The sequence below is a fragment of the Synechococcus sp. N32 genome, assembly GCF_900473895.1.
Lineage (GTDB): Bacteria > Cyanobacteriota > Cyanobacteriia > PCC-6307 > Cyanobiaceae > Parasynechococcus.
Genome location: NZ_UCND01000011.1, coordinates 489711 through 515778 on the forward strand (window position 1 = coordinate 489711; position 26068 = coordinate 515778).

The 26068-nt window shown below is 62.2% G+C and carries 28 protein-coding genes and 1 tRNA gene; 16 read left to right on the plus strand and 13 right to left on the minus strand.

The window, feature by feature from the left end; translation table 11 throughout:
• Positions 1-338 precede the first annotated feature (338 nt).
• A complete protein-coding gene (locus tag DXY35_RS06135) occupies positions 339-707 on the plus strand; it encodes a DUF3155 domain-containing protein (RefSeq protein ID WP_011363271.1) in 369 nt (122 codons plus the stop codon).
• Here the strand turns inward: DXY35_RS06135 and DXY35_RS06140 are convergent, their stop codons facing one another.
• Positions 708-1280, minus strand: a complete 573-nt coding sequence (locus DXY35_RS06140; protein WP_115081548.1) for an alpha/beta hydrolase — start codon at positions 1278-1280, stop codon at positions 708-710. It abuts the gene before it with no gap.
• 56 nt (positions 1281-1336) lie between these two features.
• Between DXY35_RS06140 and purH the strand changes: the two genes are divergently transcribed.
• Positions 1337-2899 (plus strand): bifunctional phosphoribosylaminoimidazolecarboxamide formyltransferase/IMP cyclohydrolase, encoded by a 1563-nt coding sequence (gene purH / locus DXY35_RS06145; protein WP_115081549.1) that lies wholly within the window; start codon positions 1337-1339, stop codon positions 2897-2899.
• Positions 2900-2953: 54 nt separating this feature from the next.
• Positions 2954-3412 carry a DUF4079 domain-containing protein gene (locus DXY35_RS06150; RefSeq protein ID WP_114988117.1) on the plus strand — a complete coding sequence of 153 codons (459 nt, stop codon included), beginning with the start codon at positions 2954-2956 and terminating at the stop codon, positions 3410-3412.
• A 7-nt stretch (positions 3413-3419) separates the two neighbouring features.
• On the opposite strand, the gene DXY35_RS06155 is transcribed toward DXY35_RS06150, so the two are convergent.
• From DXY35_RS06155 to sfsA, 4 genes are all read right to left on the minus strand, one after another.
• Positions 3420-4028 (minus strand): DUF1997 domain-containing protein, encoded by a 609-nt coding sequence (locus DXY35_RS06155; protein ID WP_115081550.1) that lies wholly within the window; start codon positions 4026-4028, stop codon positions 3420-3422.
• A gap of 60 nt (positions 4029-4088) precedes the next feature.
• A complete protein-coding gene (locus DXY35_RS06160; protein ID WP_115081551.1) occupies positions 4089-5288 on the minus strand; it encodes a 4-hydroxy-3-methylbut-2-enyl diphosphate reductase in 1200 nt (399 codons plus the stop codon).
• Between the two features lie 110 nt (positions 5289-5398).
• Positions 5399-6862, minus strand: coding sequence for an ammonium transporter (locus tag DXY35_RS06165; RefSeq protein WP_115081552.1), 1464 nt, complete (start codon positions 6860-6862; stop codon positions 5399-5401).
• Positions 6863-6964: 102 nt separating this feature from the next.
• On the minus strand, positions 6965-7729 hold the full coding sequence (gene sfsA / locus DXY35_RS06170) for a DNA/RNA nuclease SfsA (protein ID WP_115081553.1): 765 nt from the start codon (positions 7727-7729) through the stop codon (positions 6965-6967).
• Positions 7730-7797: 68 nt separating this feature from the next.
• Between sfsA and murJ the strand changes: the two genes are divergently transcribed.
• Positions 7798-9405 (plus strand): murein biosynthesis integral membrane protein MurJ, encoded by a 1608-nt coding sequence (gene murJ, locus DXY35_RS06175; RefSeq protein WP_115081554.1) that lies wholly within the window; start codon positions 7798-7800, stop codon positions 9403-9405.
• On the opposite strand, the gene DXY35_RS06180 is transcribed toward murJ, so the two are convergent.
• The 3 genes from DXY35_RS06180 to DXY35_RS06190 are packed head-to-tail and all read right to left on the minus strand — an operon-like array spanning position 9392 to position 10261.
• On the minus strand, positions 9392-9655 hold the full coding sequence (locus DXY35_RS06180; protein ID WP_114988123.1) for a cytochrome-c oxidase: 264 nt from the start codon (positions 9653-9655) through the stop codon (positions 9392-9394). The two genes, murJ and DXY35_RS06180, sit on opposite strands and share 14 nt — an antisense overlap.
• Positions 9656-9682: 27 nt before the next feature.
• The gene (locus DXY35_RS06185) at positions 9683-9973 is read right to left on the minus strand and encodes a DUF3181 family protein (RefSeq protein ID WP_011363281.1); all 291 of its coding nucleotides are present in this window, start codon (positions 9971-9973) and stop codon (positions 9683-9685) included.
• A gap of 42 nt (positions 9974-10015) precedes the next feature.
• Positions 10016-10261 carry a hypothetical protein gene (locus tag DXY35_RS06190; protein WP_115081555.1) on the minus strand — a complete coding sequence of 82 codons (246 nt, stop codon included), beginning with the start codon at positions 10259-10261 and terminating at the stop codon, positions 10016-10018.
• An 88-nt stretch (positions 10262-10349) separates the two neighbouring features.
• Here DXY35_RS06190 and DXY35_RS06195 point away from each other — a divergent pair.
• From DXY35_RS06195 to DXY35_RS06225, 7 genes are all read left to right on the plus strand, one after another.
• Positions 10350-10423: transfer RNA gene (locus DXY35_RS06195), tRNA-Arg, on the plus strand.
• 95 nt (positions 10424-10518) lie between these two features.
• A complete protein-coding gene (glyA, locus tag DXY35_RS06200) occupies positions 10519-11808 on the plus strand; it encodes a serine hydroxymethyltransferase (protein WP_115081556.1) in 1290 nt (429 codons plus the stop codon).
• 115 nt (positions 11809-11923) lie between these two features.
• A complete protein-coding gene (locus DXY35_RS06205; RefSeq protein WP_115081557.1) occupies positions 11924-13066 on the plus strand; it encodes a glycosyltransferase family 4 protein in 1143 nt (380 codons plus the stop codon).
• Positions 13059-14318 carry a competence/damage-inducible protein A gene (locus DXY35_RS06210; RefSeq protein WP_115081629.1) on the plus strand — a complete coding sequence of 420 codons (1260 nt, stop codon included), beginning with the start codon at positions 13059-13061 and terminating at the stop codon, positions 14316-14318. Before DXY35_RS06205 ends, DXY35_RS06210 begins: the two co-directional genes overlap by 8 nt.
• A 26-nt stretch (positions 14319-14344) precedes the next feature.
• Positions 14345-15763, plus strand: coding sequence for a 3-isopropylmalate dehydratase large subunit (gene leuC / locus DXY35_RS06215; protein WP_115081558.1), 1419 nt, complete (start codon positions 14345-14347; stop codon positions 15761-15763).
• Positions 15763-16377 (plus strand): 3-isopropylmalate dehydratase small subunit 2, encoded by a 615-nt coding sequence (locus DXY35_RS06220; protein ID WP_115081559.1) that lies wholly within the window; start codon positions 15763-15765, stop codon positions 16375-16377. The genes leuC and DXY35_RS06220 overlap by 1 nt, the downstream gene beginning before the upstream one ends.
• A gap of 64 nt (positions 16378-16441) precedes the next feature.
• Positions 16442-16885, plus strand: coding sequence for a pentapeptide repeat-containing protein (locus DXY35_RS06225; RefSeq protein WP_115081560.1), 444 nt, complete (start codon positions 16442-16444; stop codon positions 16883-16885).
• Here DXY35_RS06225 and DXY35_RS06230 read toward each other — a convergent pair whose 3' ends face one another.
• Entirely contained in the window at positions 16886-19678 is a 2793-nt protein-coding gene (locus DXY35_RS06230) for a DUF3769 domain-containing protein (RefSeq protein ID WP_371681749.1), read from the minus strand.
• Positions 19679-19827: 149 nt separating this feature from the next.
• Positions 19828-19947, minus strand: a complete 120-nt coding sequence (locus tag DXY35_RS06235; RefSeq protein ID WP_006042333.1) for a photosystem II reaction center protein I — start codon at positions 19945-19947, stop codon at positions 19828-19830.
• Positions 19948-20011: 64 nt separating this feature from the next.
• On the opposite strand from DXY35_RS06235, the gene DXY35_RS06240 reads away from it, so the two are divergent.
• Positions 20012-22951, plus strand: coding sequence for a glycoside hydrolase family 38 C-terminal domain-containing protein (locus DXY35_RS06240; RefSeq protein WP_115081561.1), 2940 nt, complete (start codon positions 20012-20014; stop codon positions 22949-22951).
• Here the strand turns inward: DXY35_RS06240 and psbN are convergent.
• Positions 22939-23079, minus strand: a complete 141-nt coding sequence (gene psbN, locus DXY35_RS06245; protein WP_011363291.1) for a photosystem II reaction center protein PsbN — start codon at positions 23077-23079, stop codon at positions 22939-22941. The genes DXY35_RS06240 and psbN overlap by 13 nt on opposite strands.
• Positions 23080-23163: 84 nt before the next feature.
• Between psbN and psbH the strand changes: the two genes are divergently transcribed.
• From psbH to DXY35_RS06265, 4 genes are read left to right on the plus strand one after another with little or no spacing between them, the layout of a single operon-like run.
• Positions 23164-23364 (plus strand): photosystem II reaction center phosphoprotein PsbH, encoded by a 201-nt coding sequence (psbH, locus tag DXY35_RS06250; RefSeq protein ID WP_006849996.1) that lies wholly within the window; start codon positions 23164-23166, stop codon positions 23362-23364.
• A 9-nt stretch (positions 23365-23373) separates the two neighbouring features.
• Positions 23374-23604, plus strand: a complete 231-nt coding sequence (locus DXY35_RS06255) for a TatA/E family twin arginine-targeting protein translocase (protein ID WP_115081562.1) — start codon at positions 23374-23376, stop codon at positions 23602-23604.
• Positions 23605-23618: 14 nt separating this feature from the next.
• On the plus strand, positions 23619-24236 hold the full coding sequence (gene pth / locus DXY35_RS06260) for an aminoacyl-tRNA hydrolase (protein WP_115081563.1): 618 nt from the start codon (positions 23619-23621) through the stop codon (positions 24234-24236).
• Entirely contained in the window at positions 24236-24493 is a 258-nt protein-coding gene (locus tag DXY35_RS06265; RefSeq protein ID WP_011363294.1) for a DUF3146 family protein, read from the plus strand. The genes pth and DXY35_RS06265 overlap by 1 nt, the downstream gene beginning before the upstream one ends.
• On the opposite strand, the gene DXY35_RS06270 is transcribed toward DXY35_RS06265, so the two are convergent.
• Complete coding sequence (locus tag DXY35_RS06270) at positions 24471-24917, minus strand: resolvase (RefSeq protein ID WP_115081564.1); 447 nt, start codon at positions 24915-24917, stop codon at positions 24471-24473. The genes DXY35_RS06265 and DXY35_RS06270 overlap by 23 nt on opposite strands.
• A complete protein-coding gene (locus DXY35_RS06275) occupies positions 24914-26065 on the minus strand; it encodes a DUF3084 domain-containing protein (RefSeq protein ID WP_115081565.1) in 1152 nt (383 codons plus the stop codon). The genes DXY35_RS06270 and DXY35_RS06275 overlap by 4 nt, the downstream gene beginning before the upstream one ends.
• Positions 26066-26068: the final 3 nt, after the last annotated feature.

The following is a 26068-nucleotide window of genomic DNA, read 5'->3' on the forward strand; positions in this document are numbered from 1 at the left end:
GTTCCGGACGATCAATTCAGGCGCTTGGGCAAGCCTGCGCCAGGGGGACTTGAAAAATCTGGGAAAAGTCTTAAGATCCTCTTATCGACCGAGGCGCTGTTCACCATGAACAGACGCCCGCCAGCTCTCGCAACGGTTGCAATTGCTTCGCAACCAAAGCTACAGCAGAGGTTGCAGTGTCCTCCGCTGGTTCCCGCTTGGGTGTTGGTGTCCTGCCGGTGATTGTGGTGTGTCTGCAATTGCCTCGACGCTTCCCTTGCGTCTGGCGTTTTCGCGCCGACGGCACCTGTTTGTTCTGACGATCCACCCCGTTCTTCCTTTCGTACCGGAGCCCTTCCATGTCCAAGAAGCGCAAGCGCATTAGCCGTCGTCGCCTGGCAGGTCAGCGGGTCCTGGCCCATGTGCCAACCCATCACCTCGAAACCGGTGAGTACAAGCCCGTGACGGCCGCTCGTCGTTATATAGCTGAGGGTGGACTGGTGCCTCCGGCGTTGCTGAATGTGCGCCGCAATGAGCACACCACCGACCGCTTCTTCTGGGGTGAGAAAGGTCTGTTCAGCGCTCAATACGCCGAAGAGAACCATTTCCTCTTCCCCTCATTGCGCACGATTGTTGATTCCATCGGTGAAGACAAGCTCTTCGAGGGGCTCGAGCTTGGCGCGGATGATTGGGAGGAAATGGAGGAGTACGAATACGCCTTCGTTTGATCAGGCGTTCTCCAGAACACGCTCGATAAACATCAGGATCGGCTGCACCGTCTCATCAGGGATGGTGTGGCCGTTTTTGAATGGAACTGTCTGACATTGATCGGACTGCAACTGCGCAGCGATCGACTGCATGGCCTGGAACGGCACCACGGGATCGTCTGAACCATGCATCAGCAACACAGGGGGGTGTTGCTGGGGCGGAGCCCAGTTGGGGTGTGGATAGCCGCTGCAGCTGATCAGCCCTGCGATCGGCAGGGCGCAGCCGCCTTCCAGGGCCATGGCTCCCCCCTGGGAAAAGCCGAACAGCACCGTTCGTTCGAGTCCAAGGCCTGAGCTGCTCAGGCTCTGAAGTTGAGCCTTGAGGCGCTCAACGGCCGAGGGCACGGCATCCCACTGGGCTGGGAACAGGCCATACCACTGACGCCCTCCCGGTTGGTCGGGATGGAGCTCAGGAGCCTCCAGGCACACCACATCAAGGGTCTTGGAACACTCTCGCGCCAGGCGATCGCCCAGGGGCTTGAGATCCTCTCCGTTGGCTCCCCAGCCGTGGAGCAGTACCAGTCGGCCATCCATGGGGCATGAGCATCACTGCTGCGTAGGTTGGCTCACGACCCAGTCACGACCCTTCGATGGCTCCTGTCGCTCTGCTGAGTGTTTCCGATAAATCCGGGCTGGTGCCCCTGGCGGAGGCCCTGCATCGGACCCATGGCTATCAGCTGCTCTCCAGTGGGGGCACGGCCAAGGTGCTCGAGCAGGCCGGCCTTCCGGTGACCCGTGTGTCGGAGCACACCGGGGCTCCAGAAATTCTTGGCGGTCGTGTGAAAACACTCCATCCAAGGGTGCATGGCGGGATTCTGGCCAAGCGGGGCGAAGCGTCCCACCAGGCCGATCTTGAGCAGCAGAACATCGCCCCCATCGATGTGGTGGTGGTCAACCTCTATCCCTTCCGCGAAACGATTGCTCGGCCTGACGTCACCTGGGATCAGGCGATCGAGAACATCGACATCGGTGGCCCCGCCATGGTTCGGGCGGCTGCCAAAAACCATGCTGATGTGGCTGTTCTCACCAGCCCTGACCAATACGACCGTCTGTTGACCGCCATGGCGGAGTCGGGCGGGAGCGTGCCTTCAGAGCTGCGGCGCCAACTGGCTCTTGAAGCGTTTCAGCACACGGCGTCGTACGACACGGCGATCAGCCGCTGGATGGCCGACCAAACCGCCGCAGAAGACAGCCCCTGGCTGGAGGCGGTGCCGCTGCGGCAGACCCTTCGGTACGGAGAAAATCCCCACCAGAAAGCGCGTTGGTTCAGCCATCCCAAACAGGGTTGGGGCGGGGCCATTCAGCTGCAGGGCAAGGAGCTGAGCACCAACAACCTGTTGGATCTCGAGGCGGCCCTCGCCACGGTGCGGGAGTTCGGCTACGGAGCCGACGGTTCCGCACCGGCGTTGCAGCCTGCGTCCGTGGTCGTCAAGCACACCAACCCCTGTGGTGTGGCGATTGGAGCTTCGATTCCTGCTGCACTGACGCGGGCCCTGGATGCCGATCGGGTGAGTGCCTTCGGCGGCATCATCGCCATCAATGGTGTGGTGGAAGCCACGGCGGCCCGTGAGCTCACCAGCCTGTTTCTGGAATGCGTCGTGGCACCGGGCTTCACGCCCGAGGCACGGGAGGTGCTGGCGGCCAAAGCCAATCTGCGCCTGTTGGAACTTGCTCCGCAGGCCATTGACCTGGCCGGCCCCGATCACGTGCGCAGCATCCTGGGTGGTCTCCTGGTTCAGGACCTCGATGACCAGGCGATCACCCCGGCCGACTGGACCGTGGCCAGCCAGCGGCCGCCCACGCCGCAGGAAAAGCAGGACCTGGAATTTGCCTGGCGCTTGGTGCGTCACGTTCGCTCCAACGCCATCGTTGTGGCCAAGGATGGCCAGAGCCTCGGCGTGGGTGCTGGTCAGATGAATCGCGTGGGCTCAGCGCGGATTGCCCTGGAGGCTGCGGGTGAGAAAGCCCAGGGGGCTGTTCTGGCCAGTGATGGTTTCTTCCCGTTTGACGACACGGTGCGTCTGGCTGCCAGCCACGGCATCACCGCTGTGATTCATCCCGGTGGGAGCATGCGCGATGCCGATTCGATCAAAGCTTGCGATGAGCTCGGCCTGGCGATGCAGCTCACGGGGCGCCGCCATTTCCTGCATTGACGCTGGTGGGGGCCGCCGGCCCCCTAGCCTCGCGGCACTGAAGAGTCCCCTTCAATGCTCGCCACCCTCCCCTTCAGCCTCAATTTCGCTCACCCCCTAGCGGAGTGGGGCCTGCTCGCCGTTGGTGGTTGGGCTCTCTACCTGGGGATCAAGGCCAAGAAAACGCGCACCGGTACCCCAGAACAGCGCAAAGAACTGGTGCCGAAAAAGTTCGCCCAGCGCCACTACCTCTGGGGCAGCATCCTGCTGGCCGTGATGACCCTCGGGACCCTGGGTGGCATGGCGGTCACCTATCTGAACAACGGCAAGTTGTTTGTCGGTCCGCACCTGCTGGTGGGTCTTGCCATGACCGGGATGATCGCCGTTGCCGCCTCGCTCTCACCCCTGATGCAGCGGGGCAATGTGATTGCGCGCAAGGCTCATGTGGGCCTGAACATGGGCATGCTCACGCTGTTCCTCTGGCAGGCCGTCAGCGGCATGGAGATCGTCAACAAAATCTGGACCAACCGCTGAAGATCCTTCAGAAGGCTGCCCGCTGACGCGGTGGGCAGCTCAGGCCATGGGCGGCGTGGAAATCTTCCTGGACCTTCCAGGTGAGCCGTCGTGAGATCTGACGGACAATCTGCTTGAGCAGATGATCACCACTGCTCTGGACCAACTGATCCGGGAGCATGGTGATCACCTTGGGCAGACGGATCCAGACCTTGAGATCCAGGTCCCATTGGACGGAGGTGTGCTCCTGTTCAGGGATCAGGCGCATCCCCGCGCGGAAGTCGACGTCGTAGTGATGCCGCAGGGCGAGCGACTGTGGCACGGTTCGAACAGTTTCGATCCGGTAGATCCCTTCCTGCTGTGGCAGCAGCCGCAGAGCGATCGTGGGCTCCACCTCGAAGCCGAAGTTGCCGAACCGCCCCAGGGTCAGGCTGTAGGACTGCCGATCGATGGCCTCGACCTGCATCGGGCTGGCACAACGTTCAAACCAGCTCTGATGGTCATCCAGGTAGCGAGCTACCACCGCTTGGGGCGCCAGCATCTGCATCGAATCCTCGAAGTGGCTGCTGTAGCAGCGCACCTGCGGGTCGGCACCGTGAAGCTGATTGTCGGTTTCGGTGGGCGACAAGACCATCACGGATGGGGAGCTGCCGGCGGAGGGCGATAAAAGATGAGCCAATGTAAAGCTCTCTGCGCTTCAGTTTTCGCTCAATTGCATCAGTTTTTCGATCACCTCTTCGACCGCCCGATCCGGGGTTGAAGCACCGGAGGTGATTCCCACCCGCACAGGGCCTTCAGGCAGGAAATCGCCCTCACGACAGAGGTCGGCTGCCAGTGGTTTGTGCTCGATCGAATTGGTGCCGACGTCGATGCGCTCGGGCGTGTCGATGTGGAACGAGCGAATCCCACGGCTGACGGCAATCTCCTGCAGGTGGGTGGTGTTGGAGGAGTTGAAACCACCGATCACCACCATCAGGTCCAGGGGTTCATCCACCAGGGAGAACATGGCGTCCTGACGCTCCTGGGTGGCGTCGCAGATGGTGTTGAAGGCCAGGAAGTGGTCGTTGAGCTGGGTTGGACCGTATTTGCTCAACATCGTGCGTTCGAACAGGCGTCCGATCTCTTCCGTTTCGCTCTTCAGCATCGTGGTCTGGTTGGCCACGCCCAGACGTTCGAGGTCCCGATCGGGATCGAACCCTGGAGAGCAGGCTTTGGCAAACCGTTGAATGAAGTCATCTCGGTCCCCGTTGCCGAGGATGTAATCGGCGACGTACTGGGCTTCCTCCAGATCGAGCACCACCAGATAGGTGCCGGCAAATGAGCTGGTGGCCAGTGTCTCCTCGTGCTTCACCTTGCCGTGAATGATCGAGGTGAAGGTGTGCTTCTTGTGTTTCTCCACGGTGTTCCAAACCTTGGACACCCAGGGACAGGTCGTGTCAACGATGTGGCAACCCCGTTCATTCAGCAGCTGCATTTCCTGAACGGTGGCACCAAAGGCCGGCAGGATCACCACATCACCGGAGGTGACGCCTGAGAAGTCCTTCACTCCCTGTTCAACAGGGATGAACTGCACATCCATTTCCCTGAGGTGATCATTCACGGAAGGGTTGTGAATGATCTCGTTCGTGATCCAGAGACGCTCGCTGGGGTAGTGCTTGCGGGTCTCGTAGGCCATCGCCACAGCCCGTTCAACACCCCAGCAGAAGCCGAAGGCTTCCGCCAACCGGACGTTGAGCCGGCCGTGTTCCAGTCGGTAGCCGTTGTCCCGGATCGTGCCGATCAGGCCGCTCTGGTAGGCCTGCTCAAGGCTCTCCGCCACTTCCTCGGCGCGCCCGAAGCCTCGCCGGTTGTAACGCTCGGAATGGTGGAGGGAGCGCTTGAAGGCGTGGGTGTCCATGGAGGGCGCTGGAGTGGGGCAACTCTATGTGGCCTGAAGCAGCGCTTCAGGCAGTAAAAAAGCCCGGCCATTTGGCCGGGCTTGAGGACAGCAACAGATCCGACGCGGAATCAGTTGTTGGTGGTGGAGAAACCGGCGTAGGCCTCCATGCCGTGTTCGCCGATGTCCAGACCTTCGGACTCTTCCTGTTCGGTGACGCGGATGCCGCCGAAGAGGGAGCCGATGATCTGCCAGGCGATGAAGCAGGTGACCACGGTCCAGATGGCATAGGCAGCAGCACCCAGAGCCTGGATGCCGAGCTGGTCGATGCCGCCGCCGACCAGCAGGCCGAGGCCGGAGCCGTCGCCCTGGACGTCGTAGCCCCAGAGACCGATCACGATCGTGCCCCACACGCCGCACACACCGTGCACGGAGAAGGCGCCGACGGGGTCGTCAATGCCTGCGGCATCGAGAGCGGCCACGGAGAAGACGACGATGATGCCGCCCACCAGGCCAGCCACCCAGGAACCCGTCAGGGTGAGGTTGCCGCAACCGGCAGTCACGCTCACCAGGCCGGCCAGGATGCCGTTGATGATCATGGTGAGGTCAGGCTTCTTGGAGGTGATCGTGGAGATCACCGTGGCGCCGATGGCACCACCGGCAGCACCGAGGGTGGTGGTGACGGCCACGTAGGGAACCCACTGGTCCATGGCCAGCTGGGAACCGGGGTTGAAGCCGTACCAGCCGATCCAGAGGATCAGGGCGCCAAGGGTGGCGATGGACATGTTGTGGCCAGGGATGGCCTGAACCTTGCCGTCGACGTACTTGCCGATGCGGGGTCCGAGCAGCATGGCGCCGACGAGGCCGGCCCAGGCGCCAACGGAGTGAACGATCGAGGAACCAGCGAAATCGATGAAGCCCATTTCGCTGAGCCAACCACCGTTCCACTGCCAGCTACCGGCAATCGGGTAGATGACTGCGGTGAGCACCAGGGCGAAGATCACGAATTCGCCGAACTTGATCCGCTCAGCCACAAGACCGGAAACGATCGTGGCTGCGGTTCCGGCGAAGGCCGCCTGGAACAGGAAATCAACGGTGGGAACCAGGCCGGCTTCGCTGATGGTCTCAGCGGTGACGGTCGGGTCGAAGAAGAGGCCCCCGAAATACAGCCAGCCGCCGATGACGGAGTCGCCGTACATGAGGGAGTAGCCCACAAACCAGTAGGCGGTCACCGCGAGGGCGAACACGAACAGGTTTTTGGCAAGGATATTGACGGCATTCTTTTGCCGGCACATGCCTGCTTCGACCATGGCGAAGCCGGCATTCATGAAGATCACCAGGATGGTGGCGACCAGAAGCCAGAGGTTGTTGGCCAGGAAAGCGGCGGAGAGCTCAGGAAGCTCTTCGGCTTTGGCCGACAGCGTGAAGATGCCAAGGCCCATGAGCGCCAGGGGCGCGCAGGCGAGCCAGGTCATGGCGCGGTTGGAGCTGAAGCCCCGGATGCCCTTCAGAAGCAGCATCGGGCCTTCCAGGAGGCTGGCCTCCTGAAGAGTTTTGCGCCGCCTTTGCGGTGGCGCGTGGAATGCAGTTGTCATGAACGAGGGTGCAGAGCTGCGTGACACGCCCAGTTGTAACTAGGCGAACCAGTCCACGCTGCACGTCAATCTCGTCTTTCTATGTTCGATCTGCTACCAAAATCAATCTAGGTGGACTAGGCGTGTCCCCTGCCAGTGCACCGCATTGGCGCTGAAGCTGAAGCAGCACGGCATAACTTCCACACCGCTCTTGGTGGCCTGGCGAAACAGCTCTCCATAGCGCGGATCGGCGCTGTCGCCGGGAGCAAAGGCAGTCACGTCCGGGCGGCTGAGGCAGGGCACCAGCACCGCCCGCGCGTCCGGAAGCACCCCCATCAGCTCAATCAGATGCTTCTGCCCCCGTTCGGTCACCGTGTCGGGGAACAGGGCTGTGCTGCCGTCGGTCCAGGTGGTGTTCTTCACCTCCAGATAGATCGGTCGTTGATCAGGGTTCTGCGCGGATGGCGTCAGCAGGAGGTCGATCCGGCTGCGTTTGTTCGTGCCGTAGGCCACTTCAGCGCGGATCCCCTCAATGGCCCCGAGTTGGGCCTCCAGGCACCCTGCTTCGACCGTGGCGCGAATCAGTCGGTTGGGCAGGGCCGTGTTGATGCCCACCCAGCAAGGTTGGCCATCGGCGCCTGGCACCTCGGCTTGCTCCCAGGTCCAGGCCAGCTTGCGTTTGGGGGAGGGTGCGTAGCGCAGACGCACCCGTTGGCCAGGGATCAAGACCCCGGTCATCGGGCCGGTGTTGGCGCAGTGGGCGGTGACGGTCTCGCCGCTGCTCAGCTCCACATCGGCCAGGAAGCGTTTGTAGCGCTTCAGCAGCACGCCCTCCGTTAGGGGTTCAAAGTGCAGCAGGGCATCGCCCGGAGAGGGAAGGCCAGTCATGGCAGCAGCCGAGATCGGCCCATGGTCTCGTGTGGTGCCTCCACAATGCGCCCAATGCTGGGGGCCGAATGGCGCGTTCACTGAAGGGGATCGCACTGGTGGTGACCCTCGGCACCCTGCTGAGCAAGGTGGGTGGCCTGATTCGGCAGCTGGTGATCGCAGCGGCCTTCGGGGTGGGCGCTGCCTATGACGCCTACAACTACGCCTATGTGCTGCCTGGATTTCTCCTGATCTTGCTCGGGGGAATCAATGGCCCCTTCCACAGCGCCATGGTGAGCGTGCTGAGCCGGCGCCCCCGAGCGGAAGGGGCGCACATCCTTGCGGCGCTCAATACCAGCGTCAGTGCTCTTTTGCTCCTGGTCACCATCGTTCTGGTGCTGGCGGCGGATCTCCTGATCACCCTTGTGGGCCCTGGCCTTGCTCCTGAGCTTCACGCCATCGCACGGGTCCAGCTGCAGGTGATGGCGCCGATGGCACTGCTGGCCGGGCTGATCGGGCTGGGCTTCGGGTCCCTCAACGCCGCCGACGAATTTTGGATCCCTGCGATTTCACCGCTGATGTCCAGCGGGGCCTTGATCCTGGGGGTGGGACTGCTCTGGTGGCAGCTCGGTGCTGACATCGCCTTGCCGTCCGCCGCCATGACAGGTGGTGTGGTGCTGGCCTTGGCCACGTTGGTGGGGGCCTTGCTGCAGTGGTTGATCCAGCTGCCGGCGTTGATCCGGCAGGGGTTGGCCCGTTTCCAACTGGTCTGGGACTGGCGGCACCCGGGAGTGCGGGAGGTGTGGCGTGTGATGGGGCCGGCGACATTGTCGTCCGGAATGCTTCAGATCAATGTGTTCACTGATCTGTTTTTCGCCTCCGGCATCCTCGGTGCGGCGGCGGGTCTGGGGTACGCCAATTTGCTGGTGCAAACCCCCCTGGGCCTGATCTCGAATGCACTGCTGGTGCCCTTGCTGCCCACTTTTTCCAGGCTCACGGCTCCGCAGGATCGTCCGCAGCTGATCGATCGGATCCGCCAGGGGTTGATGCTGTCTGCGGCATCGATGATCCCCCTGGGGGGACTGTTCATTGCGTTGGGTGGCCCCATCGTCGCCCTGGTGTACGAGCGTGGTGCCTTCGATGCATCAGCCGCACAGCTGGTGACGGGCCTGTTGATGGCCTATGGCCTGGGCATGCCGGCCTACCTCGGCCGGGATGTGCTGGTGCGCGTCTTCTATGCCCTTGGAGATGGAACAACGCCTTTTCGGCTCTCGCTGGCGGGGATCGGTCTGAACGTGGTTTTTGACTGGCTGCTGGTGGGTGGTCCGACCCCTTGGGGGAATCAGTTGCCGTTCAATTTCGGTGCGCCCGGGTTGGTGCTCGCCACGGTTGCCATCAACCTGCTCACCTGCCTCGCCCTGTTGCTGGGTCTGCAGCAACAGGTTGGAGGCCTGCCGCTGCGGCGCTGGGGGATGGATCTGCTGCGGCTCGCCATCGCCGGAGTTCTGGCAGCGGGGTGTGCGTGGATCCTGGTGACCGTCGTGCCCTGGCCCTCAGGGTTGCTGGGCCTGCTGCTGCAGGTGTCTGCCCCTGGCCTGCTGGGCTTGGCTTTGTTTGCCTTAATCGGTGCGCAATTTCAGGTGCCGGAGGTGCGTGAGGTCACGCAGTTGGTGGTGGGCCGATTCAGGGCTCGCTGAGACGAACATCGAGCTCTTCACGCACCTGAATGGGAAGTTCCAGCTGCTCGCGACCCACGAGTTGCGGGCCCTGAACAGACACAATCCGGGCCTCGATGCCGAACTCTTTAAAGGCGGTTTCCAGTTCCTGAATCAGGGCTTTTTCAACCTGAGCCTCCGCATCCACGACCCGACCGATCAGCCGTTCACCCAGGCGGCCGATGCGTTGGCGCACCAAATCCCTTGAGTTGGTGACTTCAATAATCAGCACACCAACCGCTGCGGATGGACTGCAACCTTATCCGCAGTACGGCTCGAGGATCTCTTCAAGATCCCTCAACTGGGCGGGTGGAATCAGCTTCGAGAGCGGGAGCTGACTGGCGCCTCCTGCCAGAGGTACCTTGACGGCGTCGAGGGCCTGCCGGGCCGCTACCTCAGCACCTTGATTGACGCGGGCACTGCATTCGATCGCCAGGGCTGAGGCCAGGTCGGCATCGCCGAGGTAAAGATGCCAGCCGCTGATCTGCACGTAGAGGCGGTCAGCCAAAGCACTCTGAAGGTCCTGCAGGTCACTGGCGGAGAGGGACATCAGCCCGGAAGGATCGAGGTGGGGATTGCATCCATGCTGGCTTTATTCCTCCGGCTTGGGGCGCTGAAGAATCACCCAGATCAATTGGCCCAGCCACAGGCTTGCCCAGAGGCTGGTGACCCAGGTCAGGCTCCCTTCGGGAAAGGGGTGGCGCATCTCCTGCAGAAACCAGCCGCCGCTGTTCACCGCGGCGAACACGCCGCCATGCAGGCACAGGTTCACGATGCGTTCGAAATGCCGGTAGGTCGGATCCTCAGGGTTAGCGGGGCCATACCAGCGGATCGGCATTGCTCAGGCTCAGAAACACCTGAATCCTGACGCGGCCCGCACCCAGTTGACGAGCGGACCCTCGATGGGGTCTGATGGTTTGGCGCAAGCGCTTGTAGCTCAGCGGATTAGAGCATCTGACTACGGATCAGAGGGTCGGGAGTTCGAATCTCTCCAGGCGCGTTTCAACTGCCCTCAACGGGCAGTTTTTTTTTGGTTGATCGCTCGGGCTGATCGCTGCGGTTTCTTACGATTGGTCAAAGCTTTACTGACATTTCATGGGCCAGATTTCTGGACGCGCCATCGACGCTGATCTGGCTCAGTCGGATCCGGATATCGCCGCGTTCATCAATCAAGAACGTCAGCGTCAGGAAACCCACCTGGAACTGATCGCATCGGAGAACTTTGCCTCCCGTGCGGTGATGCAGGCCCAGGGGTCTGTGCTCACCAACAAGTACGCCGAGGGGTTGCCCAGCAAGCGGTATTACGGCGGTTGTGAGCACGTTGATGCCATTGAGGAGCTGGCCATCGAGCGGGCCAAGCAGTTGTTTGGTGCCGCCTGGGCCAATGTCCAGCCCCACAGCGGTGCCCAGGCCAACTTCGCTGTTTTCCTCGCCCTGCTGCAGCCCGGTGACACGATCATGGGGCTGGACCTGTCCCATGGCGGCCACCTCACCCATGGTTCCCCGGTCAACGTCAGCGGCAAGTGGTTCAACGTTGTTCAGTACGGCGTCGACAAGGAGACCCAACGCCTTGATATGGAGGCGATCCGCCAGCTGGCGTTGGAGCACAAGCCGAAGCTGATCGTTTGCGGCTATTCCGCTTATCCACGCACCATCGATTTCGCCGCATTCCGTGCCATCGCTGATGAAGTGGGTGCGTATCTGCTGGCTGACATGGCTCACATCGCTGGCCTCGTGGCTGCTGGTGTGCACCCCAGCCCGGTGCCCCATTGCGATGTGGTGACCACCACCACCCACAAGACCCTGCGCGGCCCCCGCGGCGGCCTGATCCTCTGCCGTGATGCTGAGTTCGCCAAGAAGTTCGATAAGGCCGTGTTCCCTGGCAGTCAGGGCGGCCCGTTGGAGCATGTGATTGCTGCTAAGGCTGTGGCCTTCGGTGAAGCGTTGCAGCCTTCGTTCAAGGCCTACAGCCAGCAGGTGGTTGCCAATGCGGCAGCCCTCGCTGAACAGCTGATCGCCCGCGGCATCGATGTCGTGAGCGGCGGCACCGACAACCATGTGGTGCTGCTGGATCTGCGTGGCATCGGCATGACCGGAAAGGTGGCTGATCTGTTGGTGAGTGATGTGCACATCACGGCCAACAAAAACACCGTTCCCTTCGATCCCGAATCGCCCTTCGTCACCAGCGGCCTGCGGCTGGGAACAGCTGCTCTCACCACCCGTGGTTTTGACGCGCAGGCCTTCCGGGAGGTTGCTGATGTGATTGCTGATCGTCTTCTCAATCCTGAGGATGATGCGATTCGCCAGCGTTGCCTCGATCGGGTGGCCGCCCTCTGTGAGCGCTTTCCCCTTTACGCCGACCGCAAGCAGCCGGTTCTGGCCTAAGGCTTGGCCTTGGCTCTCGAATGGGCCGAGGCACTGCCTGGTTGAACGGTTGCAAGCTCCCTAGGATTGGGGTGACTCCTTCTGACCGGGGGATCGTCTTTTCCCTGGAGCCTGCGTGAACCTCTTGGCCAGCCCTATTGCGGTCGCCTCGGTCAGCTTTCTTCTGGCTGCGGTGACCACCATGGTGCTGGTGCCCCAAGTGCGCCGGCTGGGTTTGCGCTTTGGGTGGACTGATCAACCGGATGAGCGCAAGCAGCACATCACCCCCATGGTGAGGTTGGGGGGCATTGCCATGGTCCTGGGTTTTGCCCTGGCTTTGGCGACGGTCTGGTCCATGGGGGGCTTCGGCCTGCTGGCGCCGGCCAAGGATCAGCTGATCTGGGGCACCCTGGCCGGTTCGCTGTGTTTTTTTCTGATCGGCCTGGCCGACGACCTCTTTGCTCTCTCGCCCTGGCCGCGGCTGGCTGGACAGGTTGCCGTGGCTTGTGCGGTGTGGAGCCAGGGCGTTCGGATCGGGGCAATCGATCTCCCCTGGTTCACCGCTTCAGCCGGTCCGATTGCTCTGCCTGACAGCCTCAGCCTGCTGGCCACTGTGGTTTGGCTGGTAGGGATCACCAATGCCATCAACTGGCTGGATGGCCTTGATGGTCTTGCTGCGGGAGTTGCTGGCATTGCCGCTGTTGGGCTGGTTTCCGTCAGCTTTTCGCTGCATCAGGTGGCCGCTGGATTCCTTGCCGCAGCGCTGGCGGGCTGCTGCCTCGGCTTCCTGAGGCACAACTTCAACCCTGCCCGCATCTTCATGGGGGATGGGGGCTCTTATTTCCTTGGTTTCACCCTCGCTGCCGTGAGCATCGTGGGACCCGCCAAGGGGCTCACGACGGTGAGCCTGCTGTTGCCGTTGCTGATTCTCTCGCTGCCTCTGGCTGACATGTCGGCCGTGATCATGGGCCGTCTGCGGGAAGGCCGTTCCCCCTTCTATCCCGACCGCCGTCACCTCCATCACCGCCTGTTACGCGCGGGGTTCAGTCATCGGCGCACGGTGCTGTTGATCTACGTCTTCACCCAGTGGCTTGCTGCCCTGGCCCTTGTGGTGGCCAATGCCGAGATGCGCTTCCTCTGGCTGGCCTTGGCCACGGCCATCCTTGTGGCCACGGTGGTGATCAGCCGTCGCCAGCTGCAGCATGAGCGGGCTCTGTTGAACACCAACCCCTGTTCCACCCCTGTTGATCCTGCGGCCCTTGGCGAACCGCGTGGCTGAATCGGGTGTTGAAATCCTGTGCGTGGGCACAGAGCTGTTGTTGGGGGACATCCTCAACGGCAATGCCCGATGGATTGCCGAACAGTTGGCCGGCTTGGGTCTGCCGCATTACCGCCAAACCGTTGTTGGCGACAACAAAGAGCGTTTGATCTCTGCCGTACGCGAAGCATCGCAGCGCTGCAGGGTTCTGGTGACGACAGGGGGTTTGGGCCCAACCCCCGATGACCTCACCACTGAGGCCCTGGCCGCTGCTTTCGAGACTCCCTTGGAGGAGCGGCCCGAGCTCTGGCAGGAGATCCAGCGGAAGTTATCGGCCGTTGGCCGGCCGGTTGCTCCCAGCAACCGTAGCCAGGCTTATCTGCCCCGTGGAGCGGAGGTTCTCCCCAATCCAAAGGGATCGGCACCGGGAATGATCTGGTCTCCCCGGCCTGATTTCACGATTCTCACCTTCCCGGGTGTGCCTGCGGAGATGCGGGCGATGTGGGCGGAAACAGCCGCCCCCTGGCTACAAGCCAATGGTGGAGCTTCCGGTGTGTTCGTGAGCCGTCAGCTCCGCTTCACCGGCATTGGTGAATCCGATCTGGCTGAGCGCGTTGCCGATTTGTTCGCGTCGACCAACCCAACAGTGGCTCCCTATGCCTCCCTCGGCGATGTGAAATTGCGGCTCACGGCCTGTGCGCCCAGTGCCGATACCGCCGCTCAGCTGTTGGTGCCGCTGGAAGCTGAGCTGCGCCGTCGCACGGGCAACCACTGCTACGGCGTCGATGCGGACAGCCTGGCGTCGGTGGTGATCGACCTGCTCAAGCAACGGCACCAGACGCTGGCGGTGGCGGAGTCCTGCACCGGTGGTGGATTGGCGGCAGCCCTGACGGCTGTTCCAGGCTCCTCGTCGGTTTTTCAGGGTGGCGTCGTCGCCTACAGCAATGCGGTGAAACAGACTGTGCTTGGGGTGTCTCCGGATCTGCTCACTGCCCATGGCGCTGTTTCACAGCCTGTGGTCGAGGCGATGGCGCGGGCAGCCCGGGAGAAACTCAATTGCGATTGGGCGATTGCCGTCAGCGGCATCGCCGGCCCTGGCGGTGGCAGTGCTGAGAAGCCGGTGGGTCTGGTGCACCTGGCCTTGGCTGGTCCCGATGGCTGTGAGGCCTGGGTGCAGCATTTCGGTGAGCGGCGGGGCCGTGAGGCCATTCAGAGGATGAGCGTGATCCGCGGCTTGGACCGTCTGCGTCTTCGCTTGCTCGCTCAGGTTTAGGGTCGACGGTTCTTGCGGCTGAACTGTTGAGTTCCGGCACCCTCTACGACAAGGTGTGGGACCTGCATCGGGTGGCGGAGCTCCCCGGCGGTTCCACCCAACTGTTTGTCGGTCTGCATCTGATCCATGAGGTCACCAGTCCTCAGGCCTTCTCGGCGTTGAAGGACAAGGGGCTGACGGTGCGCTGTCCTGAGCGCACGGTGGCCACGGTGGACCACATCGTGCCGACCACGTCTCAGCAACGGCCGTTCGCCGATCCGTTGGCGGAGGAGATGCTCAGCACCTTGGAGCGGAACTGCCAGGAGCACGGCATCCCTCTCAACAACATCGGCAGCGGCCGGCAGGGCATCGTGCATGTGATTGCCCCCGAGCTGGGCCTGACCCAGCCGGGCATGACGGTGGCCTGCGGTGACTCCCACACCTCCACGCACGGCGCCTTCGGGGCGATTGCCTTCGGGATCGGCACCAGTCAGGTGCGCGATGTGTTGGCCAGCCAGAGCCTGGCCATGAACAAGCTCAAGGTGCGCCGGATTCAGGTGAATGGCCTTCTCGCCGAGGGCGTGTCAGCGAAGGACCTGATCCTGCATGTGATTCGCCACCTGGGGGTGAAGGGCGGCGTTGGCTACGCCTATGAGTTCGCCGGCTCTTCCATCGAGGCGTTGTCGATGGAAGAGCGGATGACCCTGTGCAACATGGCGATCGAGGGGGGCGCCCGATGCGGTTACGTCAATCCCGATCAGGTCACTTTTGACTATCTGAAAGGTCGCCCCCATGCGCCCGAGGGTGAGGCCTGGAATCGTGCTGTCGCCTGGTGGAGCTCCCTGGCCACTGATGCCAATGCAACGGTCGACGACGAGGTGGTGTTTGATGCCGCTGCGATTCCACCCACGGTGACCTGGGGCATTACCCCGGGCCAGGGACTGGGGATCGATGAAGCGGTGCCAAGCCTTGATCAGCTGGATCCAGGCGAGCGTCCGATTGCTGAGGAGGCCTACCGCTACATGGATCTCCAGCCGGGAACGGCGATTGCAGGGGTCCCTGTGGATGTCTGTTTCATCGGCAGCTGTACCAATGGTCGTCTCAGTGATCTGCGTGCCGCTGCCGATGTGGCCCGTGGGCGCCAGGTGGCTGAAGGCATCAAGGCGTTTGTGGTCCCCGGGTCAGAGCAGGTGGCGAAAGCTGCTGAAGCGGAAGGGCTGGATGCAGTGTTCCGTGCCGCAGGTTTTGAGTGGCGAGAGCCCGGCTGCTCGATGTGTCTGGCGATGAATCCGGATCGGCTGGAGGGGCGTCAGATCAGTGCCAGCTCCAGCAACCGCAATTTCAAGGGTCGGCAGGGATCGGCCAGTGGCCGGACGTTGTTGATGAGTCCAGCCATGGTGGCTGCCGCTGCTGTTAACGGTCGTGTGACCGATGTCCGTACTTTGACTTCTCCGTCCGCATCGTGATGGCTCTCTTCCCCACTGGTCCGATTCAACAGGTGAGTGGAACGGCCATCGCCGTCCCCGGTGAAGACATCGACACGGATCGGATCATTCCGGCACGGTTCCTCAAATGCGTGAGTTTCGAGGCGCTAGGTGACCAGGTGTTTGCCGACGACCGCCTTGAACTCTCCGGTGAGCATCCCTTTGATCAGGCCCGTTATCAGGGGGCCTCGATCCTGGTGGTGAACGGCAATTTCGGCTGCGGTTCCAGTCGTGAGCATGCCCCTCAGGCGTTGATGCGCTGGGGAATTCGCGCGGTGGTTGGGGTGAGTTTTGCCGAGATCTTTTACGGCAACTGCCTCGCCCTTGGCATTCCCTGTGCAACGGCCGCTCCAGAGCAGATCAAGGCGATTCAGGCCCAGGTGGATGGCGATCCGGGGCGCTCCTGGAGCCTCGATCTTGCCGGTTTGCAACTGACCTCAGCCGACTCCAGTTGGCCTGTGTCAATCGATCCCGGCCCTCTGGACATGCTGCGCAGCGGTCGTTGGGATGCAACGTCTCAGCTCCTGGACCATGGGCCCCAGGTTGCGGAATTGATGCAAACACTGCCCTACATCAACCAGTTCGCCGCCAAGTAACAGCCAAGCGCGACTCCTGTGTCTATGAAAGAGATAGGAGGTTGCATTCGGAGGTTGGATCTCAATGGCTCATTTGCTTTCGCGGTTGTTGTTGCCGTTGGCGCCCCTGTTGGTTGTTGCCGGTGTGGCTCCCGTTGGTGCCGTTCCACTTCAGATTGAGCCCCATGATCCGTTGGACCGCAGCTGTCCAGGCTGTGACCTCCGCGAGGCGGATTTCCGTCAGGCCCATCTGATCGGCGCAGATTTCCGAGGCAGTGATCTGCGCGGCGCCGATCTGCGGGAGGCGAATCTGGAAGGTGCTGACCTGACGGGAGCGTTGCTGGAAGGTGCTGACCTGCGGGGAGCCAACCTCACCAATGCTGAGCTGTCCGGCGTGGACCTGCGCAATGCCGATCTTCGGGAGGCCCAGGTGATCAATGCCTATGCACCGAACGTGAAAACCTCCGGCATGCGCTACGCCGGAGCTTCGCTATTCGGCAGCGATCTGATCATCGGTGGCGGTGATTGATCAGAAGGGCCGATCCGCGTTGGTCGTGTCCATCCAGTTCGTTGGGGTGTAAGGCACAAACGGCACACCTGTGCCCTTGAAGTCAAAGTCGTTGAGCCGGAAGCGAACGCCACCAATGCCCTTGTAAGGATTGAAGTAGACCCCCACGTCGTAGCTGCGCCGTTGCCAGCGCAATTCGATGTTGGAGTTGACGGTGCTGCCGTAGTACTTCGAACCGGGATCGACGTTGTAGCTGACGCCTGTGCTCAGCACGACCGGCCCAACAATCTGTTGGGTGAGGCCAACCCCAAGTGTGGCGAGATCGACGTTGCGATCAAAAGCGAACGGGCTGTCGCCGTTTTTCAGGGAGCCGCTGCCGACGATCGAGATCTGCGTGAAATCGAGGAAGGGCTTGCTGAAGGTGCCCAGCGTGATGGTGGGGCCACCGCTGAGACTCAGGGTCTCCTGGTGACGGCCATCGCCGTACACAGCAATCGAGGTGTTGACGTTGGTGTTCAAGCTCAGCCCCGGAACGATGGGAACGGGGGAGTAGCGGTAAGCCGCGGTTGGGATGAGCTCAGCTGTCTTCCCCTTGAGCAAAGGAATCTTGCTGGTGACGGAGGCGAAAAAGCTGCCCCGCCCACTGCGCAAATGGCGGTTGCTGTTGAAGCGATCGGCGTCGTAGTCCCCGACAGCACCGCGAATGAGGTAATCGTGATCCACTTCGCCTGTCGACCATTTGCCCTTGGTCTGGGCATAGACGCCGTAGGCCGCATTGATGTCGGTTTCACCGAGGGATCCATTCCACGTGCGGTAGCGGTAGGCCCCGAACAGATTGGTGCTCAGCACGCCCAAGCCGCCCATGTCGATATCCCGGCCGAAGCTTCCCCAATAGCGGCTGCTGCTCAGGATGTCTGCGGGATCAAAGCTGCTGATGTCTGCGTCGGCGTCCAGGTTGTAGTTCCCGTAGCGGCCGCGCAGTTTGGCGTCCAAGCCAAAGAGATCAGCGGCGCTGTTGAAGTCGCCGTCAATGGCGCGCTGCACCATGAACTGGGGTTGAACGGACAGTTCCGTGCTCGTACCGATGGTGAGTGGCTTGAGGTTGCGTCCCACAAAAAGTCCGTCTCGGTCCCGGTTGTCGATGCCAACAACGAAGCGGTTCTCCACTTCCTCTTCCTTCTGGATGAGCTGTCGACGGGTGACCGGGATGGGCAGCCGCTCTTCAACGATCAGCCGGTTGCGTCGCGCCGAGATGAGCACATCGCCATTGGCTTGCTCACGGGCGATCACGTCCTCTGCATCGATTCTGGTTTGCGTCGGCGTGAAGGGATCGTTGCTGAAGCCCATGCGATCAGCCTCCCAGCCATCCGCCGTGATCAGGATCTTCGAGGCTTGCACCCTCCAGCGGCTGATCGTGCCGTTGAGGAAATTCGTGCTTCCCAGGCTCTTCAGTTGGGGAACTTTGACCACGCCAAAGCGGTTTTCATCCCTGACCGAGGAATTCAGGCGTTGAACGGGGATGCCGCTGCGCCGTTCGATGCTGAAGCTGCCCTGGAGGTCGACGTCTGAGATGCGTTGGTCGATCCTGGCGATCGCTTCAGTCCGCATGGCCTGCTGCTGGGCTGGCGGAATCGTGGGTTGCTCTGTTGTTCCATCGCTGCTGATAAGGCGTTGAGGGCTTCCTCCATCGCCGAGGGCAATCGAGTCGAGGCGCTCGGAGAGAGAGGTGGGCTTGACGCGCTGGCCGCGATCAGGGTCGTCACATTCCGGCAGGGGCGGCATCACGACGCTCTCCTGCTTGGGTGTCTCCCGTCCCCAGCGGTAGCGCAGGCCCAGCAAGTAGGCGTTGCTCCCCTCAGAGACGCCTCCATAGGTGCCGAAAGCACCGGAACGGTGGTGAATCCGGCCCACGAGCGACAGGTCGGAGGACACTGCTGCCTCCACCTCAAAGCCGAGGTAGTTCAACAGCTTTGTGTAGTTCTCGCGGAATGTTTTCTCGTAAAGGCTGACGTTGGAGTTGTAGCTGATGCCTTCAACAACGCTGAAGCTCAGCCAAGGCTGAACCCAGACGCGTGCTCCAATCCCCAGCACCCCCTCGCCGAAGCTCTGTGCCGGCAGATCGGCATAGGGCTTGCTCTGGTTGAACTCGCCGCCCTGTTGCTGCTTGGCGATGTGGCTGAACAGGTCAGCCTCAAGTTCAACGGCGAGTGGACCTGCACGCATGATCCGTTTCTGCACGCCGACGCCCAACACGGCTTCGGGACGCATCCGACCGTTGAACAGGAAGGTGTCACCGAAGGCGGCATCAATCATCTGCCCGCCCCAGGCCGTCACTGCCCACGGTTGTGGATGCCAGTCGGGAACCGGAGGAAGCAGTGGCGGGCAGGCCACGGTCGGCATGCCTTCACGGCTGGCTGGCGTGGGTGGCTCCGGTGGGGCTGATGCCGTTCGAGACGTGGTTAATGGGTTGGTGAGGGGCTCTTCAAGGTCGATGACCCCGTAAACATCGTTGAGCTGCCCTTCGTTCTGGACGAGGTTGTAGCGAAAGCTCGACGCTTGGAAAAACTGATTGCCGCGCCTGAAACGAACGGCGCCGCGGGCATAGAGGGTGCGGAAGGCCGCATCAAATTCGATCCGATCGGCGCGCAGTTCAGCGTTTCCGAGCTGAACAGAAACGTTGCCTTCGGCGATCGTGGCCTTCGACTTTGTATGGGTGTGTTGGCGGTCAGCTCGTACTTTCAGGCTCGCCGGTGTAGAAGCAACTTTCTCTGGCGTTGATTCAGCTGAACCTGCCGATGCGGGCAACACGGACATCGACCCTGTGATCAGGGTTCCGGTCAAGACAAAAAGAAGGCGGTGCGCCGCCAAGGCATTCCTGCTGCGGCCCATGAGCTTGCCAGCTCATTTCAGAAATCAAGCTCCGATCAGACCAGTGTGTGGCGCGGTCTGATCGGGAGGCTGAATCAATCTTCCAGGTCTTTGCGGCTAGGGGTGCGGCTTGGATCGCTCGCAAGGAACCCGAACACAAAGATGCCGAGGAAGAAGAAGACGACCGAGTAAACGGAGATCTTGAGGGCGAGCATGGAGACCGACCGGCGTCTGTGACAAGGGCATCATCCTATGGGGCATGACAGCGTCAGCAGGGGAATGAACCCTGATCAAGTCGGTCGATCGGAGTGGATTGAAACGTTTCGCAGTCGCTCGCGGCGTGATCTGCGTGCCGGTTGGCGCCGCTTAGGCGCCGCCCAGGCAGGGTTTTTTCTCGATGAAAGCTGGGGAGCAACGCACCGGCCGGACTGGGCCAAGCGCGGCCTGCTGATCTGGCCCAGGGGACGCCAATGGTTGCGTCTTGAGCAGCGGTTGAGCTGGCCTGATGGCTGGAGTAACCGTGATTCCTGCCGTGCCCGGCTGGTGCTGAGCTGGTGGGCCGAGCAGATGCGTCTCTGGGTGGATGGCGTGCTGGTGCATGAGGGGGATCTGTTCGATACCGCCTGTCGCTGGCCGCTGCCTGGGCGTTGTCGTCAGGGGGCTGCACTGGATCTTGTGCTGGAGCTCTGCAGCCCCCTGCATGACGATGGAGCTCTGATCAGCAGCCATCTCGACCTGGAGCCGCAGACCGCAGGCCCCGATCACGAGGGCACGCTGTTGCCTGCGGCCCTGGAGCTGCATCTGGCGGCGGACGGAGACCTGCCGCCGCATTGGGCGGAGCTGGATCCCAGCGGTACAGAGGCGCAGGCTGCTGTTGCAGCGCACCTGCACCAGGCAGAGCCGCCACGAGGGTTGTTGCATTGGCTGGGTCATGCACATCTCGATCTGGCTTGGCTTTGGCCGGTCGCTGATACCTGGCAGGCCGCTGAACGCACCTTCCGATCAGCGCTGGCGTTGATGCGTCGCTGGCCCGAGCTGCGCTTTGCCCATTCCACGCCGGCGCTTTACGCCTGGGTGGAGCAACATCGGCCAGCTCTTTTTGCGGAAATCCAGGCGGCCAGTCGGGCCGGCCGCTGGGAACCGATCAATGGCCCCTGGGTGGAGAGCGACTGTGTGCTGGTCAGCACGGCGTCGTTGTGGAACCAGTTCGCTCTCGGTCAGGACGACAGCCGCCGCCGTTTCCCGGAGTGGACCCATGAGTTGGCCTGGTTGCCGGACAGCTTTGGCTTCTCTGCTGGTCTGCCTGCCGTGGCGTCAGCCACCGGTGTGCGCTGGTTCTGCACCCACAAGCTGGCCTGGAATGCTGACAACCCTTTCCCCCACCGCTTGTTCCGCTGGCGCGGACGGGGACGGTCGGAACTGCACAGCCTGATGCTGCCGCCGATCGGGCGCCGCGCCGATCCTGTGGAGATGCTGGACGAGCAGCGGGCCTGGCATCAGGCCACGGGGCTGGAGGCGGCGCTGTGGATTCCAGGTGTTGGTGATCACGGTGGTGGTCCCACCGAGGAGTTGCTGGAGCAGATCGAGCTCTGGGAAGGGCAAGCAGCCGCCTTGCCCACCCGAGCCGGCACGGTGCGGGAGTTCTTGGCCGAGCTGGAGCAGGGTGATCAGGCCTGGCCTGTGTGGCGAGATGAGCTTTTCCTGGAGTTGCACCGCGGTTGCGCCACCAGCCGTCCGGATCAGAAGCGCCACAACCGAACGCTTGAACGGCTCTTACGGGAGGCTGATGCAGTCTCAGCCCTGTTGGCGATCGCAGGTCGCGACAGCGGCAGCAGCGATTGGCGCCCGCTGTTGTTTCAGCAGTTTCACGACATCCTTCCGGGAACCTCTATCCCGGAGGTGTTTGACCAGGCGGAACCGGTCTGGCGCTCGGCCCGGCGCCAGGCCCGCCAGGAACGCGATCGGCGGCTGGCAAGGCTGCCGCGTCCAGAGGACACAGCAGCGGTGTGGAGTTGGTGGGGTCTGCAGCCTTTGGCGTCCTGGTCGCCTCTGGTTCGCCTTCCTGCGGGATCGTGGTCAGCGGATGCCGTTTCACTACCGCAGCAAAATGCCGCTGCTGGTGGTACCTGGGTGCAGCTACCGCGTCAGCACGGGATTTGTTCGGTGCCGCTCCGGCGTGAACCAGGCTTGACGTCCTGTGCGGCTGAGCCCCGTCAGGCTGTGGTTATCACGTCGCTGGGGGCGGGAGCTTGGCGTGTGGGCAACGGTCTGATCGAGCTCGATGTCTCCTCGGCCGGACTGCTGGCTTTGCGGGATCGCGATGGACGGGATCAGTTGTCGTCTTCCCTGCAGTTGGAGCGCTATCGGGATCGGGACGAATTCTGGGATGCCTGGGATCTTGCGGTGGACTACCGATCTCAGCCCCTGGGTGTGCTCTGTACGGATTCCCTGGAGTGGCTCGATCAGGGCCCCCTGGTGGCGCATCTGGTGCTGCGGCGCCAGCTCGGTGCCAGTTGCCTGCGTCTGGACCTGCGGCTGAAGGCCGACACGCCCTGGCTGGAGCTGATTTGCGGTATCGACTGGCGCCAGACCCATGAGTTGCTGCGTTTTGAGCTGCCGCTGGCGACCCCCGCCGTCCGCATCGCTGCCGACACCAGTGGAGGGGTGATCGAACGGCCGGCTGCACCGATGACGGCTCGGGAACAAGCCCGTTGGGAAGTGCCTGTGATCTCCTGGTTCGCCTCGCAGTCGGCGGCTCCCGGAGGCGGGATGGCCGTGTTGCTGGACGGCCCCCAGGGTGTGGATTGGTCTTCAGATCGACTTGGCATTTCGCTGCTGCGGGGCCCGACCTGGCCAGATCCCAGTGCTGATCGGGGGTGGCATCGCCAGCGCTTGGCCCTCATGCCGTTCGCCGGCTCATGGAGCGATGCCGGTGTGTCTCAGGCGGCCATTGCGTTTCGTGAGCCCGGGTGGTGTGCGGACTTGCCGGCGGAGCAGCGCCAATGGTTTCCATCGCTGCCGTTTCCACTCACGCCGGTGGGTTTGGAGCGCCATGCCGATGGTTGCGTGCTGAAGCTGCTCAATTCGGGATCAGCGCGCTGTCGCTGGACCCCCGGAGCGGGGTGGAGGGTCCGCAGGGAAGCCGACTCAATGTCCGCTCCCGCCGTGGTGATCACCCCAGGGGAACTCGTCTCCCTGGTGGTGGATCAGTCCTCGTGATCGTCGAACGGGTCGTCGAGTGCTTTTGATGGAGGGCCAAAGGCCTGATACACGCCAAATCCGGTGAGTCCGAACAAAACGGCGAGCACGCCAATGGCGACGGACAGGGCTGGGGACGACGTTTCCATCACATCTCTCGACAGGATCAACCCCGAACCGGAGTCGGCCCCTACAGTATCGAGACTTCAAACCACCCGAGACCCGGCGTCGCCATGGCACAACGCACCCGTCTGGGAGACCTTCTCCGCCCACTGAACTCCGAGTACGGCAAGGTGGTTCCCGGATGGGGCACCACTCCCGTGATGGGCATCTTCATGGTGCTGTTCCTGGTGTTTCTGCTGGTGATTCTTCAGCTGTACAACAAGTCCCTCATCCTCGAGGGCATCAACGTGAACTGGAACGGCCTCGGCTGATCTGCACCCATGAACATCTTCGGCGTCGGTCTCCCCGAAATGGCGGTTATCGGCGCCGTTGCCTTGTTGGTTTTCGGGCCGAAACGCCTGCCCGAGCTTGGTCGGACTCTTGGTAAAACCCTGAAGGGCTTCCAATCCGCCTCCAAGGAATTCGAACGAGAGATCAACAAAGCCATGGCTGATCCGGAAGTTTCCGGTGAGGCTGCGAAGCCGGTTGAAGAACTTCCCCCCAGCGACTGAGTCGTTCCAGCGGTATGACCACTGATCTCAAGCTGGTGGTGGGTCTGGGAAATCCGGGTGCGAAATACGCCGGCACCCGTCACAACATCGGCTTCATGGCCCTCGAGCTTTTGGGTGAGCGCTCTGGGTTCAGTTTTCGTCAGCAGGCCAAGTTGCACGGTCTTGCAGCCGATACAGGGGTTGGTGAGCAGCGGCTGCGCTTGCTGATGCCTCAGACCTACATGAATGACAGCGGTCGTGCCATTCGTGCGGCTCTCGATTGGTTCGGCCTGGAGCCTCACCAATTGTTGGTGCTGGTGGACGACATGGATCTTCCGCTGGGTCGTTTGCGGTTGCGGGCCCAGGGCAGTGCCGGCGGGCACAACGGTTTGCGCAGCACTATCCAGCATCTCGGTACCCAGGGGTTCCCTAGGCTGCGGATCGGCATTGGTGCGCCGGCTGAGAACCCTGCCGAACGCCGCGCCCGAACGGTGTCCCATGTTCTTGGTCCGTTCAGCAAGGCGGAGCAACCCTGTGTCGGCGCTGTTCTCGATGCTGTTCTGGATGGGATTCAACGTCTTCAGCGCCAGAGCTTTGAGCGCGCTGGAACCTGGATCAACGGGTTCCGCTATGACCTGGAGTCGGTCGACTGATGCCGGCACTTCCGGCGACAACGGCCCATTTGCGGGTGCTCCGCCAGTGTTTTCAAGCCAAGTGCGTGGAGGGCGAAGTTTCTGCTGGAGGGTTTGAGTGGCAGTTTTCCTGGGCCTTTGATCGCGGTGAACTTGTGGTTGAGCCATCCCTGGGACGTGCCCTGATCGAGGATGCCCTGCGGCGGTTTCTGGTGCGTTCTGATTACAGGCTGGAACCAGGGGGTGATTACACCTTCATGGTCCGGGCCAGGTTCTGAGCGAGAACGTGGGATCAGGCTCAGGCCATTTCAGGCGGCATTGCAGGTGCTCCTCAAGCATCACCAAAGCTGCAACAGCATCCAGATCCACCGGTGGAATGCGCAGTCCTGCTGGCAGCATCCGTCGCCAACCTCGAGCTGGCCACAGCGCCCAGTAACGCTGTCTCGCCCTCAGGGTTGTTCCCTGCTCCGGAACCACAGTGAGATGGCCCAGCCGTTCCAGTCGCTGGATCCAGGCTCGGCTTCCCGTGCCATCGCCGATCAGGATGCGGTCGAGAGCTTGGTCTTGATTCCAGTGCTCCAGCCAGGGTTCGACGGCCTCCGGGGCCAGCACATGCCCTTCGCGCACGAGGCCGAGCTGAAGATCGGCCAGCACAAGACCACATTTGCAGCGGCCTGGATCGAGGACGGCCACCCGTTTCATGGGGAGGCCTGAATGGTGACGACGACAGGATCGGCACTGTCGCTGACCCCTGCGGAAATCACCTCCAAGACCACGCTTTGGCTGGGTCCTTCCATCAGGGTCTGGGCCAGTTGGGAGAGGGCTGATCCATCGAACTGAAGGCCTTCGGTCAGGGATCCCCGCCGCTGCACTTCGGCATAGGCCGAGGCAAGGAGAAGGTTCAATCGTGTGCGAATGCCCTCTGAAGTGCGTTCATCCGGTTGCAGTGTGGTGGTGGCCAGCACGTCTCCGCGTTGGGTCACCGGCCGGTTCGGACGCACCTCGGGGAAGGCGTACACCGCTGTTTCACCTCGCAGCACATTGGTGGCTGAGCGCAGCGAGATCACCCAGGTCTCTGGTTTGCGGATGATGCTTTGCAGGCGTTCCACATCGCTGCGCGGAACGCGGATCAACTGCCGTTCGGGTGCTTCGCCAGGTCGCACTTTCCCGTAGGCGTTGAGATTGGCCTCCTGCAACAGCCTGTCGACAGCCTGTTTGGCCTGGTCCGGAGCATCGAGTCGAACCGTTGCTCTTGCCAAGGTCTGTCCGCTGCTGATCACCACCGATCCACGCCGCAAGGCGACCAGATTGCGTTCCAGTTCTTTGAGTTCCTGCTCACCGGCTCGGATGCGGCTGCGAACGCTGTTGAGTTCGGCTTCTGTGCGCTGGATGTCCGCATCGCGGGAGGCGATGTCCTGACTGAGGCGTTCACGTTCGGCTTCGAGTTGGGCCAGCTCCTTCTGAAGAGGAGCCAGTTCGAGGCGCAGGGTGTTGGCCCGTTGCTGTGATTGCTCGAGCTCAATGGCGATCCGTTTGGTTTCCGTTTGGGTCTTGTCCCGTTCCCGCTCGGCTGCCTTTAGCTGCTGACGGCTGTCTTGGAGTTTCTCCTGCAGGGCATCCAGTTCAAACAGGCCCACCCGCAACTGCCGGCTCACCAGAAGCATCAGGCCAAGTGAGAGTGCGCTGATCAGGCTGCCGGTCAACACCGTGATCAAAACGGCAGTGCGCCGTGGGCGCATGCTGAACAAACTCAGTCGCGCTTTGCCGACGCGGCTGCCCAAGCGGTCGCCCAGGGTCGACAGCACGCCCCCGAGCACCAACAGAACCAGAATCAGTGCCCAGCCGCTCATCGC

Excerpts from the sequence above, each read along its gene's own strand:
- purH (WP_115081549.1), top strand. The coding sequence starts at position 1,337 with ATGGCTCCTGTCGCTCTGCTGAGTGTTTCCGATAAATCCGGGCTGGTG.
- DXY35_RS06140 (WP_115081548.1), bottom strand. The coding sequence starts at position 1,280 with ATGGATGGCCGACTGGTACTGCTCCACGGCTGGGGAGCCAACGGAGAG.
- DXY35_RS06165 (WP_115081552.1), bottom strand. The coding sequence starts at position 6,862 with ATGACAACTGCATTCCACGCGCCACCGCAAAGGCGGCGCAAAACTCTT.
- DXY35_RS06135 (WP_011363271.1), top strand. The coding sequence starts at position 339 with ATGTCCAAGAAGCGCAAGCGCATTAGCCGTCGTCGCCTGGCAGGTCAG.
- psbH (WP_006849996.1), top strand. The coding sequence starts at position 23,164 with ATGGCACAACGCACCCGTCTGGGAGACCTTCTCCGCCCACTGAACTCC.
- DXY35_RS06265 (WP_011363294.1), top strand. The coding sequence starts at position 24,236 with ATGCCGGCACTTCCGGCGACAACGGCCCATTTGCGGGTGCTCCGCCAG.
- DXY35_RS06235 (WP_006042333.1), bottom strand. The coding sequence starts at position 19,947 with ATGCTCGCCCTCAAGATCTCCGTTTACTCGGTCGTCTTCTTCTTCCTC.
- pth (WP_115081563.1), top strand. The coding sequence starts at position 23,619 with ATGACCACTGATCTCAAGCTGGTGGTGGGTCTGGGAAATCCGGGTGCG.
- DXY35_RS06230 (WP_371681749.1), bottom strand. The coding sequence starts at position 19,678 with ATGTCCGTGTTGCCCGCATCGGCAGGTTCAGCTGAATCAACGCCAGAG.
- murJ (WP_115081554.1), top strand. The coding sequence starts at position 7,798 with ATGGCGCGTTCACTGAAGGGGATCGCACTGGTGGTGACCCTCGGCACC.
- psbN (WP_011363291.1), bottom strand. The coding sequence starts at position 23,079 with ATGGAAACGTCGTCCCCAGCCCTGTCCGTCGCCATTGGCGTGCTCGCC.
- DXY35_RS06240 (WP_115081561.1), top strand. The coding sequence starts at position 20,012 with ATGAACCCTGATCAAGTCGGTCGATCGGAGTGGATTGAAACGTTTCGC.
- DXY35_RS06225 (WP_115081560.1), top strand. The coding sequence starts at position 16,442 with ATGGCTCATTTGCTTTCGCGGTTGTTGTTGCCGTTGGCGCCCCTGTTG.
- DXY35_RS06255 (WP_115081562.1), top strand. The coding sequence starts at position 23,374 with ATGAACATCTTCGGCGTCGGTCTCCCCGAAATGGCGGTTATCGGCGCC.
- DXY35_RS06190 (WP_115081555.1), bottom strand. The coding sequence starts at position 10,261 with ATGCCGATCCGCTGGTATGGCCCCGCTAACCCTGAGGATCCGACCTAC.
- sfsA (WP_115081553.1), bottom strand. The coding sequence starts at position 7,729 with ATGACTGGCCTTCCCTCTCCGGGCGATGCCCTGCTGCACTTTGAACCC.
- DXY35_RS06150 (WP_114988117.1), top strand. The coding sequence starts at position 2,954 with ATGCTCGCCACCCTCCCCTTCAGCCTCAATTTCGCTCACCCCCTAGCG.
- glyA (WP_115081556.1), top strand. The coding sequence starts at position 10,519 with ATGGGCCAGATTTCTGGACGCGCCATCGACGCTGATCTGGCTCAGTCG.
- DXY35_RS06185 (WP_011363281.1), bottom strand. The coding sequence starts at position 9,973 with ATGTCCCTCTCCGCCAGTGACCTGCAGGACCTTCAGAGTGCTTTGGCT.
- DXY35_RS06220 (WP_115081559.1), top strand. The coding sequence starts at position 15,763 with ATGGCTCTCTTCCCCACTGGTCCGATTCAACAGGTGAGTGGAACGGCC.
- DXY35_RS06275 (WP_115081565.1), bottom strand. The coding sequence starts at position 26,065 with ATGAGCGGCTGGGCACTGATTCTGGTTCTGTTGGTGCTCGGGGGCGTG.
- DXY35_RS06270 (WP_115081564.1), bottom strand. The coding sequence starts at position 24,917 with ATGAAACGGGTGGCCGTCCTCGATCCAGGCCGCTGCAAATGTGGTCTT.
- DXY35_RS06160 (WP_115081551.1), bottom strand. The coding sequence starts at position 5,288 with ATGGACACCCACGCCTTCAAGCGCTCCCTCCACCATTCCGAGCGTTAC.